The 15,135-nt window shown below is 50.5% G+C and carries 15 protein-coding genes and 1 pseudogene; 6 read left to right on the plus strand and 10 right to left on the minus strand.

Annotated features, from left to right (window positions below):
* Window positions 1–721 precede the first annotated feature (721 nt).
* Genes H6F90_RS03585 through H6F90_RS03595 form a run of 3 tightly spaced genes read right to left on the minus strand, consistent with a single transcriptional unit; the run spans window position 722 to window position 2,481 of the window.
* The gene (locus H6F90_RS03585) at window positions 722–1,519 is read right to left on the minus strand and encodes an aminoglycoside 6-adenylyltransferase (protein ID WP_190550287.1); all 798 of its coding nucleotides are present in this window, start codon (window positions 1,517–1,519) and stop codon (window positions 722–724) included.
* Window positions 1,520–1,557: 38 nt separating this feature from the next.
* Window positions 1,558–2,052: a GNAT family N-acetyltransferase gene (locus H6F90_RS03590; protein ID WP_190550289.1), complete on the minus strand. Its 495-nt coding sequence runs from the start codon at window positions 2,050–2,052 to the stop codon at window positions 1,558–1,560.
* 9 nt (window positions 2,053–2,061) lie between these two features.
* On the minus strand, window positions 2,062–2,481 hold the full coding sequence (locus tag H6F90_RS03595) for a GFA family protein (RefSeq protein WP_190550291.1): 420 nt from the start codon (window positions 2,479–2,481) through the stop codon (window positions 2,062–2,064).
* Between the two features lie 371 nt (window positions 2,482–2,852).
* Between H6F90_RS03595 and H6F90_RS03600 the strand changes: the two genes are divergently transcribed.
* Window positions 2,853–3,638 (plus strand): N-formylglutamate amidohydrolase, encoded by a 786-nt coding sequence (locus tag H6F90_RS03600; protein WP_190550293.1) that lies wholly within the window; start codon window positions 2,853–2,855, stop codon window positions 3,636–3,638.
* A 578-nt stretch (window positions 3,639–4,216) separates the two neighbouring features.
* On the opposite strand, the gene H6F90_RS03605 is transcribed toward H6F90_RS03600, so the two are convergent.
* Entirely contained in the window at window positions 4,217–5,398 is a 1,182-nt protein-coding gene (locus H6F90_RS03605) for an RtcB family protein (RefSeq protein WP_190550295.1), read from the minus strand.
* A gap of 174 nt (window positions 5,399–5,572) precedes the next feature.
* Here H6F90_RS03605 and H6F90_RS03610 point away from each other — a divergent pair.
* From H6F90_RS03610 to H6F90_RS03620, 3 genes and pseudogenes are all read left to right on the plus strand, one after another.
* Window positions 5,573–6,496, plus strand: a pseudogene (locus H6F90_RS03610) (serine hydrolase domain-containing protein); the annotation flags it as partial.
* A complete protein-coding gene (locus tag H6F90_RS30505) occupies window positions 6,485–6,871 on the plus strand; it encodes a DUF3471 domain-containing protein (RefSeq protein WP_370587938.1) in 387 nt (128 codons plus the stop codon). The pseudogene H6F90_RS03610 and the gene H6F90_RS30505, both read left to right, overlap by 12 nt.
* Window positions 6,872–6,886: 15 nt before the next feature.
* Window positions 6,887–7,885 (plus strand): hypothetical protein, encoded by a 999-nt coding sequence (locus H6F90_RS03620; protein WP_190550301.1) that lies wholly within the window; start codon window positions 6,887–6,889, stop codon window positions 7,883–7,885.
* A gap of 114 nt (window positions 7,886–7,999) precedes the next feature.
* On the opposite strand, the gene H6F90_RS03625 is transcribed toward H6F90_RS03620, so the two are convergent.
* The 4 genes from H6F90_RS03625 to H6F90_RS03640 form a co-directional block, all read right to left on the minus strand.
* Window positions 8,000–8,857 carry a nucleotidyltransferase domain-containing protein gene (locus H6F90_RS03625; protein WP_190550303.1) on the minus strand — a complete coding sequence of 286 codons (858 nt, stop codon included), beginning with the start codon at window positions 8,855–8,857 and terminating at the stop codon, window positions 8,000–8,002.
* The gene (locus H6F90_RS03630; RefSeq protein ID WP_190550305.1) at window positions 8,857–10,119 is read right to left on the minus strand and encodes a trans-acting enoyl reductase family protein; all 1,263 of its coding nucleotides are present in this window, start codon (window positions 10,117–10,119) and stop codon (window positions 8,857–8,859) included. The genes H6F90_RS03625 and H6F90_RS03630 overlap by 1 nt, the downstream gene beginning before the upstream one ends.
* A 23-nt stretch (window positions 10,120–10,142) precedes the next feature.
* Entirely contained in the window at window positions 10,143–10,673 is a 531-nt protein-coding gene (locus tag H6F90_RS03635) for a DUF4174 domain-containing protein (protein WP_190550307.1), read from the minus strand.
* A 605-nt stretch (window positions 10,674–11,278) separates the two neighbouring features.
* Window positions 11,279–11,563: an HNH endonuclease gene (locus H6F90_RS03640; RefSeq protein ID WP_190550309.1), complete on the minus strand. Its 285-nt coding sequence runs from the start codon at window positions 11,561–11,563 to the stop codon at window positions 11,279–11,281.
* A 276-nt stretch (window positions 11,564–11,839) separates the two neighbouring features.
* On the opposite strand from H6F90_RS03640, the gene H6F90_RS03645 reads away from it, so the two are divergent.
* Window positions 11,840–12,115 carry an HU family DNA-binding protein gene (locus H6F90_RS03645; protein ID WP_190550312.1) on the plus strand — a complete coding sequence of 92 codons (276 nt, stop codon included), beginning with the start codon at window positions 11,840–11,842 and terminating at the stop codon, window positions 12,113–12,115.
* Window positions 12,116–12,494: 379 nt separating this feature from the next.
* Complete coding sequence (locus tag H6F90_RS03650; protein ID WP_190550314.1) at window positions 12,495–13,109, plus strand: Uma2 family endonuclease; 615 nt, start codon at window positions 12,495–12,497, stop codon at window positions 13,107–13,109.
* 54 nt (window positions 13,110–13,163) lie between these two features.
* Here H6F90_RS03650 and crtL read toward each other — a convergent pair whose 3' ends face one another.
* Both crtL and H6F90_RS03660 read right to left on the minus strand, forming a co-directional pair.
* The gene (crtL, locus tag H6F90_RS03655) at window positions 13,164–14,399 is read right to left on the minus strand and encodes a lycopene beta cyclase (RefSeq protein WP_190550316.1); all 1,236 of its coding nucleotides are present in this window, start codon (window positions 14,397–14,399) and stop codon (window positions 13,164–13,166) included.
* Between the two features lie 61 nt (window positions 14,400–14,460).
* A complete protein-coding gene (locus H6F90_RS03660) occupies window positions 14,461–15,012 on the minus strand; it encodes a DUF3124 domain-containing protein (protein ID WP_199295699.1) in 552 nt (183 codons plus the stop codon).
* Between the last annotated feature and the right edge of the window lie 123 nt (window positions 15,013–15,135).

The raw sequence follows: 15,135 nt of genomic DNA on the forward strand, positions 1-15,135 counted from the left end.
GCAAAGCTTGCAGGCTTTGACGTTGGTAGGGAGTCGGCATCCCATCGAGCAAGTGATAGATTAGTTCTTGGGCGTGGGCAAGAATGTCCATTGTTCTTGCGGTCTATTAGTTTCACGCCCTTTCTGCCACCTTTTAAGCCTTGGTGCAAGATCTGAGCTAACTAATCTGCCCTCTTTAGGTGCTGCCGTTCAGGCTTACCAGCATCGCATGGGTATTGAAGCTTTTTTCCGGGACTACAAAAGTGGGGGTATCAAGTCGAGTCCACTCGTCTCAATCCTGAACGCTTATCGGGTTTATTTGTCCTCTTAGTCCTTGCTTATACCAGTGCGGTCATTCAAGGCTATGAAGTTCGTGCTCAAGGCTTAGCTAGCTATATTTGTCGAGCTAAAGAAGAACGAAGAATACAACGCAGGCATAGCGATTTTTGGATAGGTTTGTATGCCCATGCCTGGTTAGAAGGGATGGATTTAGCCAGCGATTGGGTAGAGTCTTGGATACAGCTCAGTGGCAATAAGCGAATGTATCTTCAGCAAGGTTTACACTCTGCTTTCCGCCTCCAGTCTTTATTCTAACCTTCTTGTTACCCCCTGAGGCAACAAGTGCTAAAGCGCATAACGCATAAATTCAGCAATGTATCCGTCTGCGTGAAGCCATGAATGTTGAGGAGACTAGCCATTTCGGCCAAAATCATGCCTGTATTGATCAAGGTGAGTGAGAATCCTATCCTTGACGTGCACGCATCGTCTTCAAATATTCAACAGCCGCTTCCTCAGCCGCTGCATGATGGGTAATTGCCGTTGAACGGAGCGCTCGATAAATTTCGAGGCACCGTTCCAATGCGAGATAACAACTCTCCCGATCGTGCAAAGCGACCGTGCTTTCAAGGGTTTCAGCGAGAGTCGGTGCAAGCTGCTCAATCTTCCGAACACCGCTTGGTTTGCATCCTGATCGCAGTAGTCCTAGAGGACCGAGAACCGTGCTCCGTAGATAGGAAATGAAGTCTAGCGCCTCAAACAATTCTCCCCGCGCAATCTTGCTAGTTCCATATTGAATCCATATCCAAAATCGATCCTCGATCCACTGCTCACTGGGTAAGGGATACACACCGGTGCTAGCAGCATAAGACTGTGATAGCCGATCGTCGCGTTCCCACAGAACAACAGGCTCATCAACTCGCGTTGCAACATCAGTAATGGACAAAAACTTGAGATCAACATGCAGGAGCGGTGAGTTGTAAAGGCAGATCAAGACCCGTGGCTCCCCTACATGCTCACCCGTAAACGCTGCCAATAGCTCTCCGAGTGATGCAGCAATACTCTCTCGCTCGGACATCACCTGTGCGAAGCTCTCATGCTCCACAGCAATAATCAAATCGAGATCACTGAACTCGTCCATTGAGTTCTCTGCCCAAGAACCTGTTGCTGCAACACCCACTAATCGCGGGTCTGCGGCAAGATGGGGTAAGGCTCTGCTGATGAACAGTTGATGAGTAGTCAGTGCAGTGGTTGGAACTTTCATAGATCGGTTGTGAAGGGAGTTGATGTTTGATGGTGTGTTTAGTCCGTCCCACCTGTACGCTCCCATCGCCACACAAGACCATCCTCCGGATCGTTTACTTCTCCAACCCGGCGGAAGCCACATTTGGTAAGCACCCGCGTTGAAGCATTTTCCTCAGGTCGCGTGTGAGCACAGACTAACCGCACTTGACGACTTTCTAAGGCATACCGGGTCAGTGCTTCTGCTGCTTCAGTGGCGTACCCCCGCCCTTGTTGATCGGCATTCACGCTATAGGCAATTTCAACAATGCCATCAGAACCGGGTGGGCCTTTGTACCCACAACTACCAATGACGGCACCGCTTGTCTTGAGCACGATCGCGAAGCTATGCGTCCACGGGTTTGGTGATGGGGCAGCCCGGAGCTGTGCGATCCAGTCTGGAGAAACCTCAGCCTGATCTGCAGGACTCATTGCCTCAATTTGGGCGAGAACCTCTTCGGTCGATTGCAGCACTAGGCGGAGATGTACGGTCTCAAGTTCCATCGGATTAGACATGTTCTGGCTCTACCATGACTCTGGATACTCTGCGTGGGTTGGCAGCCCGCCGCTCGCACAACCCCACGGCGCTCTGGATGCCCAGAAGATGTGATCGGTCGGAGTGATAGGCGGGGCTGTATCCAATGAGCCAGCGGGAATCGTCATGATCTTGCCATCGGGTGTTAGTCGTGGTACCGGGCACCCACAATGACTGCAAAACCATTTGCTGAAGCGCTTTGCTGTAGGAAGGTCATACTGGGTGATAGCTTCTTCCCCTGAAAGCCAGCGGAACTGACTGGGTTCAACAGTTAGATTGGTGGCGTGAGCTGTGCCCGTGCCTTTGCGACACCGTAAGCAGTGGCAATGAGCCATTTTCTGAAAGGGTGGGTTCACTTCAAATGTCACTGTTCCGCACAGGCAACCCCCGTGAATGCTGGATTGATTCATCTACTCTCTCCGACCGCCTAACATTCTGCTTCAACCGCCGCAATAACTTTTCGGACTTAACTGGCGTGCAAACAGATTATCAGCTAACTGGTAACTGGCACATACTCGAATATTTTTTATACGAGACCATAACTCCTCGCGGACTGCCTCACTTGCTAACCGTCGATCGCCATACTATTGGCTCAATTCCCGCTGCTCAATCTCATCCAGGATAGCAGTAGCTTCGCTGATGCCCTTCGCGCATACCGCCTCCCTGAGCGATTCTGGATCAGCCACCAACAATGCAAACACTGAGTCAATCCGTTGCTGAGCGGCATCAAAGTTTTCCTATATTAAGGATCAAGCAATTTTGTTCACTTACTGAGCCGACAATGCCAGACCCCTTTCTCCTGCACTTACCAACCACTGAAACCATTCCGGTCATCGCCAGTCTGCCTCACAGTGGATTGCTTATATCAAAGGAGATCACTGACACTCTAGAAGCTTCTCACCGGCACTATTTGCCCAATCAGGATTGGCATCTCGACAAACTCTATGATTTTCTGCCTCATTTAGGTGTTACCGTCTTGCAAGCCGTTTATAGCCGTTATGTGGTTGACCTCAATCGATCGCTTCAGGAACCGCTCTTTGGTAACTTTTGGCAATCGGTTGTTGCTGAAAAGACTGCGGTCAACACAGCGATTTATCGAACTCCGCCTTCAAGAGAAGAGGTTGAGCAACGAGTTGAGCAATACTATCGTCCCTATCATCGACAGCTTCAAGCTCTGCTAAACGAACAGATTGAGCAATTTGGCAAGGTATACTTGCTGGATCTACACAGTTTTCTTGGATTGATCGAGGATGAAATCTGTTTAGGGAACGGAAATACTACAACTTGTTCTGAGCACTTCATTTCCGTCGTTGAGGCTGCCTTTTGCTCACAGAGTTATCAGGTGGTTCGCAATAAATCGTTTAGTGGTGGGTACATCACGCGGTACTACGGTCAGATGCCGCAAGTTGAGGCGTTACAAATTGAAGTTCGCTATCCGGTTTACCTGAATGCGAATCAATTGGATGGCACTTCTATCCCGGATTGGCAGGTGCCAGAGTTTGATGAGGCGAAGCACAAGTTTGAGTCCATCTTCGAGCAGATTAGCAAAACTCTAGTCGCTGCTTAGCTTCGCCGTTTGTCATAATTCTGAAACCCCAAATTAGGAGCACTTTCGTGGAAAGGGTACTCCCAACTTTAAGCAAATCAAAGCTCTCCTGCTGCAATCATCTGGATCAACCGTAGTGTTCCTGGATCAAACCCGGCAATACCCCACAACATTGAAGCTTGTGGCTCAACCAGCAAGATATGGAGCCAGGGTTACGTAAACTGCTTTTGCCTGAGGGTTCACCTTACGATGGTACTCGGATAAAGCTTGGCTAGGATGCTTGCGTCCTTCCCAACTTTCATAGTCCGTCCAAAAGCAGAACACGTCTGCCTTGAACTTGTGCTTGATTGCCCAGTCATAGGCAACAGAAGCATTCGTTCCCCAAAGTTTGGGTTGCTGGCTTTGGCGATCGCATCGCTAAACGAATCCTGTGCTGTAATTTTCAGGTCACGGAAATCGGTGGCAGATCCCTGGATGACATAGTGTTATTCGACTTTTGTCGTTGCCAGTGCCATGAGCCTGCAATGACTGGAGTTTAGGGGCTAGGGGAGGTTCAAGACTTGGGGGATTCCCCTAATTTTGTTGCTGCCAGTTCACCCCTAACCCTTCACACAAACAAGTTGCTTCAGGGTTGCCACCACCTCTACCAGGTCAGATTGGTTGGCCATCAACTGGTCGATCGGTTTGTAGGCTCCGGGAAGTTCATCCAGCACCCCTTCATCCTTACGACACTCAATCCCCTGTGTTTGCTGAATCAGGTCTTTCAACGTGAAGTTGAGCTTGGCTTTGTTGCGGGACATTAAGCGTCCCGCCCCATGAGAGCAAGAGCAGTAGCTTGCCACATTCCCCTTGCCCTTCACAATGTAAGACTTGGCTCCCATCGAACCCGGAATAATGCCATAGTCATTTTGCTGTGCGCGGACTGCCCCCTTACGAGTCACATACACTTCCTCACCGAAATGCACTTCTCGCTCAGCATAGTTGTGGTGGCAGTTAATGTTCAGGCAAGGAGTGAAGGGTTGATCGTTCGCCAAATGCTTTTCTAGCACTCGCTTGGATCGCGCCATCAGCACTTCGCGGTTCACACAGGCATAGTTCTGTGCCCACTGCAAATCACGCCAGTACGCCTCAAACTCTGGGGTGCCCTGAACAAAGTGTGCCAGGTCGGGATCAGGCAATTTTTCGCCCGCTAGCTTTGCCAACTCCTTCGCCGTCTCGATATGGCGCTGTGCCAGCACGTTGCCAATATGACGAGACCCGGAGTGCAGCATCAACCAAACCTGATTTTGCTCATCCATACAGACTTCGATGAAGTGGTTGCCGCCTCCCAGCGACCCCATCTGCTTCAAAGCCTTCGCTTCCAAATGCTGTGCACCAGCGTGCAGATACTTGAAGTCTTGCCAGCCTTGCCAGTCCAGCACTTGGGTGTCTGCTTCATCATTCTCGTTAAAGCCAACGGGAACTAGAGCTTCAATGTCTTGCCGAATCTGGTGCAGTTTACCGTCCAATTGCTCCGCCACAAAAGGCGTTTTGATCGCGCCCATGCCACACCCAATATCGACTCCCACTGCCGCAGGCACGATCGCTTCTTTCGTCGCCACCACCGAACCTACCAAGGCACCTTTACCCAAGTGAACATCGGGCATCAAGGCAACGTGCTTGAAGACAAAGGGCAGGGAGGCCACGTTCTTTGCCATTTTGGTTTCATCTTGACCCAGTTCGGGGTTTGCCCAAGAGAAAACAGGCTTAGCGGTAGAGAGGTCTAATTTTTCGTAAGGCAATGAGGTGACCTGAAAGGGGAGCTGCTTCGCACCGCACAGCGAACTTGGTCAATTCGAGCCAGAATGGGCAAACCGCCGTCCCCAGAAATCTAAACCGGTGACAAGTGAGGAAACCATAGAGTCAGAATTCTCACGGCTCAAACAATCCTGGCAGATAGCGAGATTGAAGCCATTTTGCAACAACGCATTGATCAGGAGAAACAGAGTGTTGGTATTGTCGTAGGAGTCATTGATGAGAGTGGCAACCGCATCATTGCACAGGGTAAGCGAGATCAGACGGATTCCTACTCAGTGGATGGAAATACCCTGTTTGAAATTGGTTCCATTACCAAAGTGTTTACAACGCTGGTGCTAGCAAATCTGGTGGAGCAAGGCCCTCTCAACCTGAGCGATCGCATCTCTACGTTGCTGCCTGGTGCTGTGAAAGCACCCACTCGCAATGGTCAAGAAATCTCCTTATTGGATTTAGCAACACATACTTCCGGGTTGCCCCATTTACCCGATAACTTTGCCCCAGCGGATATGAGTAATCCCTATGTCGATTACTCTGTTGACCAGTTGTATGGGTTTTTATCCAACTTTCAATTACCACGAGATATTGGCAGCCAGTACGAATACTCCAATTTGGGTATAGGTCTGTTGGGGCATCTGCTCAGCCTTAAAACAGGTCTGGATTACGAAACGCTCGTTAAGACTCAGATCACTCAACCGCTGCAAATGCACGATACGGGTATTGAACTGACTATGGAACAACAGGCTCGCTTTGCAACCGGACATAACACCCTCGCTCAACCCGTGCCTTACTGAGACTTTCCGACCTTAGCAGGAGCAGGAGCATTGCGATCCACGGCAAACGATTTGCTCAAGTTTTTAGGAGCAAATTTGCAACTTGTCTCTTCCCCGTTAAATCAAATCCTTCAGACTACCCATATAGTTCAGGCGCAAACGGGAACATCCGGAATGGCGATCGCGCTGGGCTGGCATCTTTTGAACCATCATGAGACAGAAATCAGCTTCCATGACAGTGGGACAGGTGGATTTCGCAGCTTTTTGGGATTTGTGAAACAGAAGCGATTTGGAGTTGTTGTGATATCAAATTCAGAGCATGATGTCAATGATATTGGCTTGCATCTGTTAGAACCCCGTTATCTCCTAGCTAAACATCATCCACCCAGGCAACGTCAGGCAATCCCTGTTGATCCCAACCTGTTTGATGCATATGTGGGGCGCTATGAACTCGCGCCAGACTTCATTCTCACCATTACCAAAGAACACGACCGACTCTACGCTCAAGCTACCGGGCAATCTCAGGTTGAGTTATTTGCAGAAACGGAGACTCAATTTTTCATCACGGAAGTTGATGTTCAAATTACCTTCGTTCGAGATCCGCAAGGTCATGTGAAGCACTTGATTCTGCATCAGGCAGGACAAGACCTCACAGCCCCAAAATTGAATCAGGATACAGAATTGTGAGGGGAGGCAACAGCGTTGAGTGAAGCTACAGTTTCAATGATGCAAGCCAATCGAGATCCAGCGGTGAAGGCAACCGTACAAAGAAGGATACCACTGTTCTACAGTCAAGGAGCCGATCCGGTCAGCGATCGCCCCGCTCATATTCGCGCCGGTTCTAGCCTCAGTTGGTTGGGTGATAAACTGGCCCTGGTTCAAGATGATGCCAACTTTCTGGTGTTGATTGATCCAGAGAGCCTAAGTGTTGAGGCCATCACCCTCGCGGCAGGAGAGGCAGGAGCAAGGCAGTTTGACGACTTGCGTGGGAATAAACGCTTCAAACTAGATTTAGAAGCCTGTACCACCGTTCCCACTCCAAAGGGCGAGTTACTTCTGGCGTTTGGCTCTGGTTCGACGGCACAACGGGAGCAAATTTTAAGGGTGCAGGCATCCAACCCATCCAACCCAAAATTGATACAGGCAAGTGCTTTGTATGCCCAACTACGAGCTTGCACGCCCTTTTCAGGCAGTGAACTCAATATTGAAGGAGCCATGTTTCGGGAGGGTCAGCTTCGGTTGTTCAATCGCGGCAATGGCAAGCCTAACAACAATTTACTGCCCGTGAATGCCATGGTTGATTTGGACTGGGACAGCTTTTTAGCGTATCTGGATAACCCAGAGCATCACCAACCTCCAGCGTTGCAGAATATTTGTCAGTATGATTTGGGCAATTTGCAGGGGCTGAACTTGAGTTTTACCGATGCAATCGTGACTCAAACAGGCATTATCTTTTCAGCAGCGGCAGAGGGTTCGCCCGATGTCACCTCGGATGGCAGGGTCACAGGCTCAGTCTTAGGTATCCTTGATACGAACCCACGCTGGATTGAGCTTCGTACACCCGATGGTTCCTTATTCACCGGAAAAGTCGAGGGGGTTTGTGCCTTCAGGCACGGGAAAAACCGTTTATGGATGGTGATTGATATCGACGATCCAACGTTACCCTGCGAACTGTGTGAGGTTGAATTCGTCGCCAAATAACAAATATCTCCAGCACGAACAGCACCGTAGCCAGTCAGCTTACTACTCGGCGATCGCTGTGGGAGATTAGCGATCTTGCTGCAATCGCTCCGTAAGGGCCTGGTTGAATCAACTTCAAATTTCCAAGCGCCGATCGCCATACCATTGGCTCAATTCCCGCTCAATCTCATCTAGGATAGCAGTAGCTTCGCTGATCGATTCTGCATCAGTCGCTAACAATGCGAACACTGACTCAACCCGTTGCTGATAGTGAGGAGGACAAAGCGTAAAGCCATTCGCAAGTGCCACAGCGCTCTTCTCATTCAGCAGGTACATTTCATTTAGTGCGAAGAGTACTTGATTCATACAGGCCACACAGCGAAAACAGCAACCTGCGGCATAGGCAGCATCACCCCGTGCAACTGCTTTTTGAGCCACTACCAGTGAGAAACTGATTTCCCAAGCGAATTTGTTTATGGTTGCTTCCTTAAGCTTTGCCGGGTAAGGCGTTGTCTTAGCTTTCAAGGCAGCTAAAACGCCATGTGAATCGTGAAGTGGCAGACCCAGAGCAACTTCACCCATGTAGATCGAAGACACAAAACCGTGAGGGTGTCCGGGCTGATAGTCGATCGTGATGTGCCCCCTATGGCATTCATCAATGACGTGGTTGACTTGAACCACATCTCGATAGAGGAAATCCACTGGAATGCCTTCAATTTTTAGCCATCCTCCACCATTCATCCACTTTCCCCACTCACCGATCGGGGTAATTAAGTTTGTACGATGCTTGTCGTCCAGTTCAGAGGCGAGATGATTGAGCGCTAGGAGATCCGGCGGGTTTTCTGGCTGGTAATATAGCCCCAGATCTACATCTGACTTCGGGGTATGGTTGCCTCTTGCTCTTGAGCCACCCAACGCGATCGCCACAATTCCCTCAATTGAGCGCAAGCGATCGACGATAGGATGAATGAACTGAGGCAATGGCTCATTCATCACAATGAGTTCACCTCTATCGTCATCCCAGCCCGACGCAATCGTTCTGCCAGAACATCCCCCAACCCGGTGGCTGGTGTAAGAATGCCTCCCCGAGTTTGACCACCGGGCAACTCATCCGTTTGCAGAGCCAGACTCAAGGCTGATTCACACACAAACTTGACTGTGGCTCGGTTGCCAGGGTCGCCCTGATCCCGAATCAGTCCTCGTATCTTACGCCCGTCTACCGCAGTCCCTAGCAGTTCACAGGTGAACCATCCCTCATTCATCGTTTGCTCAGAAGGTCCCTCACCTGGTTTAGGTAAGACGGGCTGTAAAAGCGGTGGCGCTAGCCTGTGCGACAGCACGTATCGCGTCTGGGGCTGTTGTAGAATCCCCATGAATAGTGCTAGACCCGCCGTTACACCCGTTGCCTTTAGCCATGCCAGTGGCTCGTCAAACTTGAGATACTCCTGATAGGTGAAGTCGGGTCCATAGGGTTCCTGCCATTCCTCGTACAAAGCACGACTGCGGCGGACAATACGAGTGTTTACGACCCCCATAAAGAAGGGCGCAACCCAAGTATTGAGGTCTGTATTAAACGAGGACGTTTGCAGGTCACGGTTACGGTCAACTTCGGCTTGAGGGTGAGAAGCAGCGGGATTGAGGAAGAAGGGATGATTCATTTGGGCTGCCCCTGGCGAGTCGTAGAGATTGATTGCCGATGCCAGGGTGCCACCGTTGAAACCGCCGAAGGCTTGAAAGTAAGCATTGACCTTCTGGCAGGGCACACCCAATTCTCGTTGTAGGTGACGAACCACCAGATAAGTTCCCAGATCCGATAGAACTGAATCAAAGCCACAACAAGGGATGATGCGGGTTCCATCAGTAGCCGCCTGAGCATGATAACGATCGATCAGGATTTTGACCCAGGGCGTTTCTCCGGTAATGTCAACGTAATGGGTTTTATACCGAACGCAGGCATCAACCAGGGCATTAGCATACAGGGCAAAGGGGCCAGCCGTGTTGAGAATCACGCAGGTTTGAGAGACAATCGCGTTGATCGCCTGCTGATCCTGGCTATCCGCCACCAACACATCTACCCCGACACCCACCGCATCTCGAACGGTTGCTAATTTCTGGCGATCGCGGGGCGCAACCGCCCACTGCACCTCTTCAAGAGACGCATGAGTGGCAAAGTACTGCACCGTCTGCTGACCGACAAAGCCACTGGCACTGTAGAGGACAACATCATAGGGACGTTCAGAAGAATAGTTAGACATGGCAACCGCACTCCTGACCACAGCTATGGTCGAGAACGCATTTCTTGCTGGCGCATCGGCATGGCATCGATGGCACGGTATAGCATGGCTAAATTCATTGGGGCTTGGCTTCGTTGTTTTTCTGTGCCGTCTTTGCCAACTAAAATCACCGCAAACTCTTCAACAGAAACACCAAATTGTTGTCTTAGCACATCTACTGATGCCGCACTGATGGATTGCCCCTCGACCTGGCTCTCTCCAGTTCCCAAAACTTCTACTAACTTGAGGTCACGATCCTCTACACCTGCCTGATCTGACTGCCATATTTGCATCTGTTGCCGATAATCAGATGAAGCAGTTGCAGGGGCAAAGACCAACAAAATGCGGTGTTGCCATTGATAGTCACTCAACCTGAATTCGACTCCCTCCGATCGACTGGAGGTCACAGCAACGCTCGCTACTGCTGGGGATTGGGATTGAGGCGGGTTTGATAAATCACTCATCAAGATGAAAGGCTGAGTGTCAACACAGCCCTGTAGCAGGGACAGAAAAACAAGTACAGATAAAGACTGCATTGCGAGACAGCAACAACTTCCTTACTGTAACCAAACCTCGGCAAGAGGGGTTGGTTCCTGAGGGAGGACTTTAAAGGACAGAGATCAAGCAGATAAGGGAAAACCTGCTGCTAGTAACCAACCGAAGAATAAAGCAGAGCTGACCCTTGCACTATCTGCGAAGCAGCACCCATAAACCTAGGCTCGGTTCAACAAACCGGAGCCAGCTAGAGCAAAGGAATACCTTCTTTTTGGAATGATCACACCTCCAGCCCAGATCGAGCGATCGCAATTCCTAACTAGGATGAAACAACCAGCAGCATCGCGAGTACCCGGAGTCCCAAGCGTTTATAGTTTGGTTTCACAGGCTTCAGCCAACGTCCAAACACCACCGACTAATGTAACGCAAAACCGTTTTAAGGATTTGGAAATCTAGCCAATATCCCCAATTGGACGATTCATGCTCAGATGTGAAAATCAGTTCCTTCTGGGCGATCGCATGGGTGGAGCGATCGCCCAGAAGGAACTGGAGCGGTGGGGTGAACTGAAGCCGTGAAACTCACCACTCCAGTTCACCCGCGACAGATTGCCAATCTGGAACTAATTTTAACGGCTTCAGACAGGGATCAACGCTTTCGATCCATTTTCACTCCCTTATTCGGGTCTTGCTTGTGAACCCAGGAGAGGAATTTTTGTAGCTGTGGGTCTTGCTTCAGCTTCTCTAGAGTATTCAGGTGGAGGGCCAGATGGGAGTTGTCGTAGAGCGTATGGATTTGACGGTGACAAGCGGAGCAGATTTGAATGGGGGGGCTGGGGTCGAGACCCTGGCGTTTCGTCTTTTGACGAGGAATTAGGTGGTGTGCGGTAAGAGCAGACATCTCTCGCTGGCAAAGTTCGCAGGGCTGAGGCATCGCTTAGAAATCAGTGCAGGGTGGGGAACGGTGACCCATCAATTTGATCCTAGTGATTGCCTTCCGGGTCCGACATTAAAACCCGTTCAGGTCACCTGCATCAGGTAAATTTCTACAAGGATTGCCGGCTGAGAGCCAATCTGGGTAGTAGCGCGATCTCCTTCAACCTGATGGCGATCGCGTGCAATCAGCTGATTCGATAGGGAACCTACGATCGCTCCCGAGAAACCTGAACTATAATCACACCGAGCCCTCTAGAGATTTCTCGCAATTTCTATGAACAAAGGTGAACTCGTAGATGCCGTGGCGGAAAAAGCCAACGTGACCAAGAAGCAAGCCGAAGCGGCACTCACGGCTGTGTTTGACGTGATTCAAGCCACTGTGGCGGCGGGTGACAAAGTCACGTTAATCGGATTCGGGAGTTTTGAAGCCAGAGAGCGCCAAGCTCGCGAAGGTCGCAACCCCAAAACGGGGGAAGCGATGACCATCCCAGCCACAAAGGTTACAGCCTTCTCTGCGGGAAAACTCTTTAAGGACAAAGTGGCAAGTTGAGCCGCTGTCTTTCAACCGCCGCTGCCTCCCCAAGTGGGAGGTTTTTTGTGGGGAGCGATCGCACCTTCCACGCCTCTGGCAATTTCTGAGAGCAGAATAGAGGTATGAATTGAGATTGTATTCGATGCCACTATCCTTCAACAGGCACGGCTCACAACCTCAACCCTTGAAATGTCCCAGATCCCCTCTCTCCCTCAGCCTCCTCTCTCGAATGCCAATCTCAACTCAGCCCTCAACTACTCCTACTATCAGAGGCTGCGATCGCTTCACCAAATCTGCGTAAGAGCCAGAAGCAGGCGTCATGATCGCGCTTGATGTCAACGCATCTCTGCCATTCAACTACACTTAGAATTAACCCAGATCCGAGGGCTTCAAAGCAATGGTGGGAGCGCTTCCTCAACTGATGACCTTAGACGAGTTTCTGGGCTGGTATCCAGATGGCTATGGTCGCTACGAATTGTGGAATGGGGTCGTCATCAAGATGCAACCGACGGGAATGCATGAGCAAGTGGGTGGGTTTCTAGCAGGGGAGTTATTCCTAGAAATTAAGCGCTTGCAGTGGCCTTACGTCATTCCGCGCCAAGCGATCGTCCAGCCAGTCGATACAGATAAGTCAGGCTACAACCCCGATGTCATTGTTCTAGATCAGCCTGCGTTGGCGGAAGAACCCCTCTGGAAGAAACGCTCCACGATTACCCAAGGCATATCAGTGCGAGTGGTGATCGAGATTGTCAGCACCCATTGGCGCGACGACTATGGACACAGGTTTATTGATTACGAGGCACTGCAAATCCCAGAGTATTGGATCGTCGATGAGCTCGGCTTAGGTGGTAGGCGTTATATTGGCTCACCTAAACAACCAACCCTCTCGATTTACCAATTAGTTGACGGAGAATATCAGGTTCAGCAGTTTCGGGGTAGCGATCGCATCATTTCTGCTGCCTTTCCAGAACTGCAACTCACCGCAGAGCAAGTCTTTGCCGTCGGCCAATAGGCTAGTTTTAGGCGATCGCCTTTCCCTTCCCCACAGGTATCCAGGCAAAGACGCTCATTCTGAAGCGACCCACGCCTCCCAAAGCAACGCCCGCTCGCTCCAGGCAGAGCGTATTAAATTCCAGCGAACTTCAGGGGTGGTGTGACCAAATAAGTTCATCATCATTTGCAACATTTCGGGGGTAGAAAGGGTATTTGCCAGAAAAGTGCTCCACTGCGATCGCGGCAACTGAAAGAAGGAGGCAAAGAAGGCCTGGAGCGTTTGTTCATCAAATCGCATCAAATTCTCTAAACCAAATAGGTAGAGGGCGCGTTTCCGCCTCTCATCACTTGACCACAGCGTTTGCCATACAGATGCAGCAATTCTTGCAGGGGGATCGTTCTGATGTTCAACTGCATGGGCGATCGCCTTCGCGACCCCAGGCGCACGTCGTAGCAGAGCCCCCACCATGTAACCTGAGGCGGGATGCACCAGACTCGCTGCCCCACCAAACCCCATCACGGACTGGTCGAGCGAAGGTAACGGCAGATTCATAGGAAACAAACAGTATTCCACGTGCTGCACTTCTTTCACCTGCACCCCTCGAAAAGCAAGTCGCTGCTCTAACCGTTGCTGCAACACCTCAAACGTCACAGCAGGACTGCTCGCCAATGACGTCTCTTCTATAAAAAAGACATCATTGCCTAAATCCATCGCGTAGAGGAAGGTGGGAGGCGCTTGGCGTTCCGCAGGTGGCAGGTGATCTGAGCGGTAGTCCATCAAGACAAACTGCTGGGATTCGATCGGGGGTGAAGAAAATTTGCCCACGATGCCGTAGGCTGCCTGGTAAGTGATGCGATCGCTTTTGGGTCTTTTTAACAGCGCCGGTTTGTGACCACTGGCATCGATCACAAGCCTGGCGGATAAAGTCGTTCCTTCGGTGGTTGTGACACAAGAGCAATTAGCTAGATGCTTCACAGTGGCAGCCGTGCCCTGATACCACGTCATTTGGCCGCGATCGCAGCGTTCCAAAAAGTAGTTTTGAAGTTTGACGTTATCGAATAGGCCATATTCGCGTTGCAGCGCGATTTTTTGTTGAGCCGCATAAGCCACACTGTTTTGCCAACGGTGGCTCAAAAGATGCATCAAGTTCATCGGCTCTAATTCATCACACCAAATCCCATAGGTGTTTGACCACTCAACCGGAAGCGGAACGGGCGCTAAACCGGCAACGTTCAACCCTTCATCACAAAGAGCAGCGGCGATCGCCAATCCTGCGGGTCCAGAACCAACGACCAAAGTATCAAACACCAAAATCTAACCTCCACTTTCTAGAACAGAGCCACTCCAATAGGATGCAAGCTGGCTGATGCTAATTTCTCTTGCCACGCTGCTCAACCACTTTCCCCGGACTAATAAACGAAATTCCCTGCCCTCCAGAGGTGTTGATCATGACTGCTTCAATCACAGGTTCTGACACCGTTTTTTCTGCAACCCATTCCACCACAAAGTTTGCACCTGACCCACCACTCGTATCATCTGCTGCCACAAAGAAGCTCGTGGAAGCCAGGGGTTTTAGGGCGACTGGGCGCTCAATATCTTGCCGCATGAGTTGACCATCCGTATCGTAGTACTTCACAGAGGTAAGGATGATTGGATCGCTCGAGTCTGTATTGCGAACGCTAAGCGTCGCTGATAAATTCATGACCCGATCTTGGCTATTGTGATGATAGATATGCGAATAAATGGGCACATAAACGGTTTGCCCCATAACGATATCGTCTTGATTCAAGGGAACGGTTTGAAGCTGAGTTTCACGGTTTTGAACCGACGACGGACTTGACAAGCGGGTTTGAGGCGAGCAGGAAGCAAGCGCGATCGCCCCAATCACCCCAGCAAAAGACAGATGATGTTTCAGCCTCATCAACATTCACCCTCTGATACTGAGGCAGCATTGGTTCTTCAACCATAGTCGGAACCCTCGTAGACTCAAACAGTAGTCACTCCATTTCCACTTCACCGCTTGGCACTGCTGGCTCGTTCCAGA

Origin of the sequence: Trichocoleus sp. FACHB-591 (assembly GCF_014695845.1) — a bacterium.
Taxonomy (GTDB): domain Bacteria; phylum Cyanobacteriota; class Cyanobacteriia; order FACHB-46; family FACHB-46; genus Trichocoleus.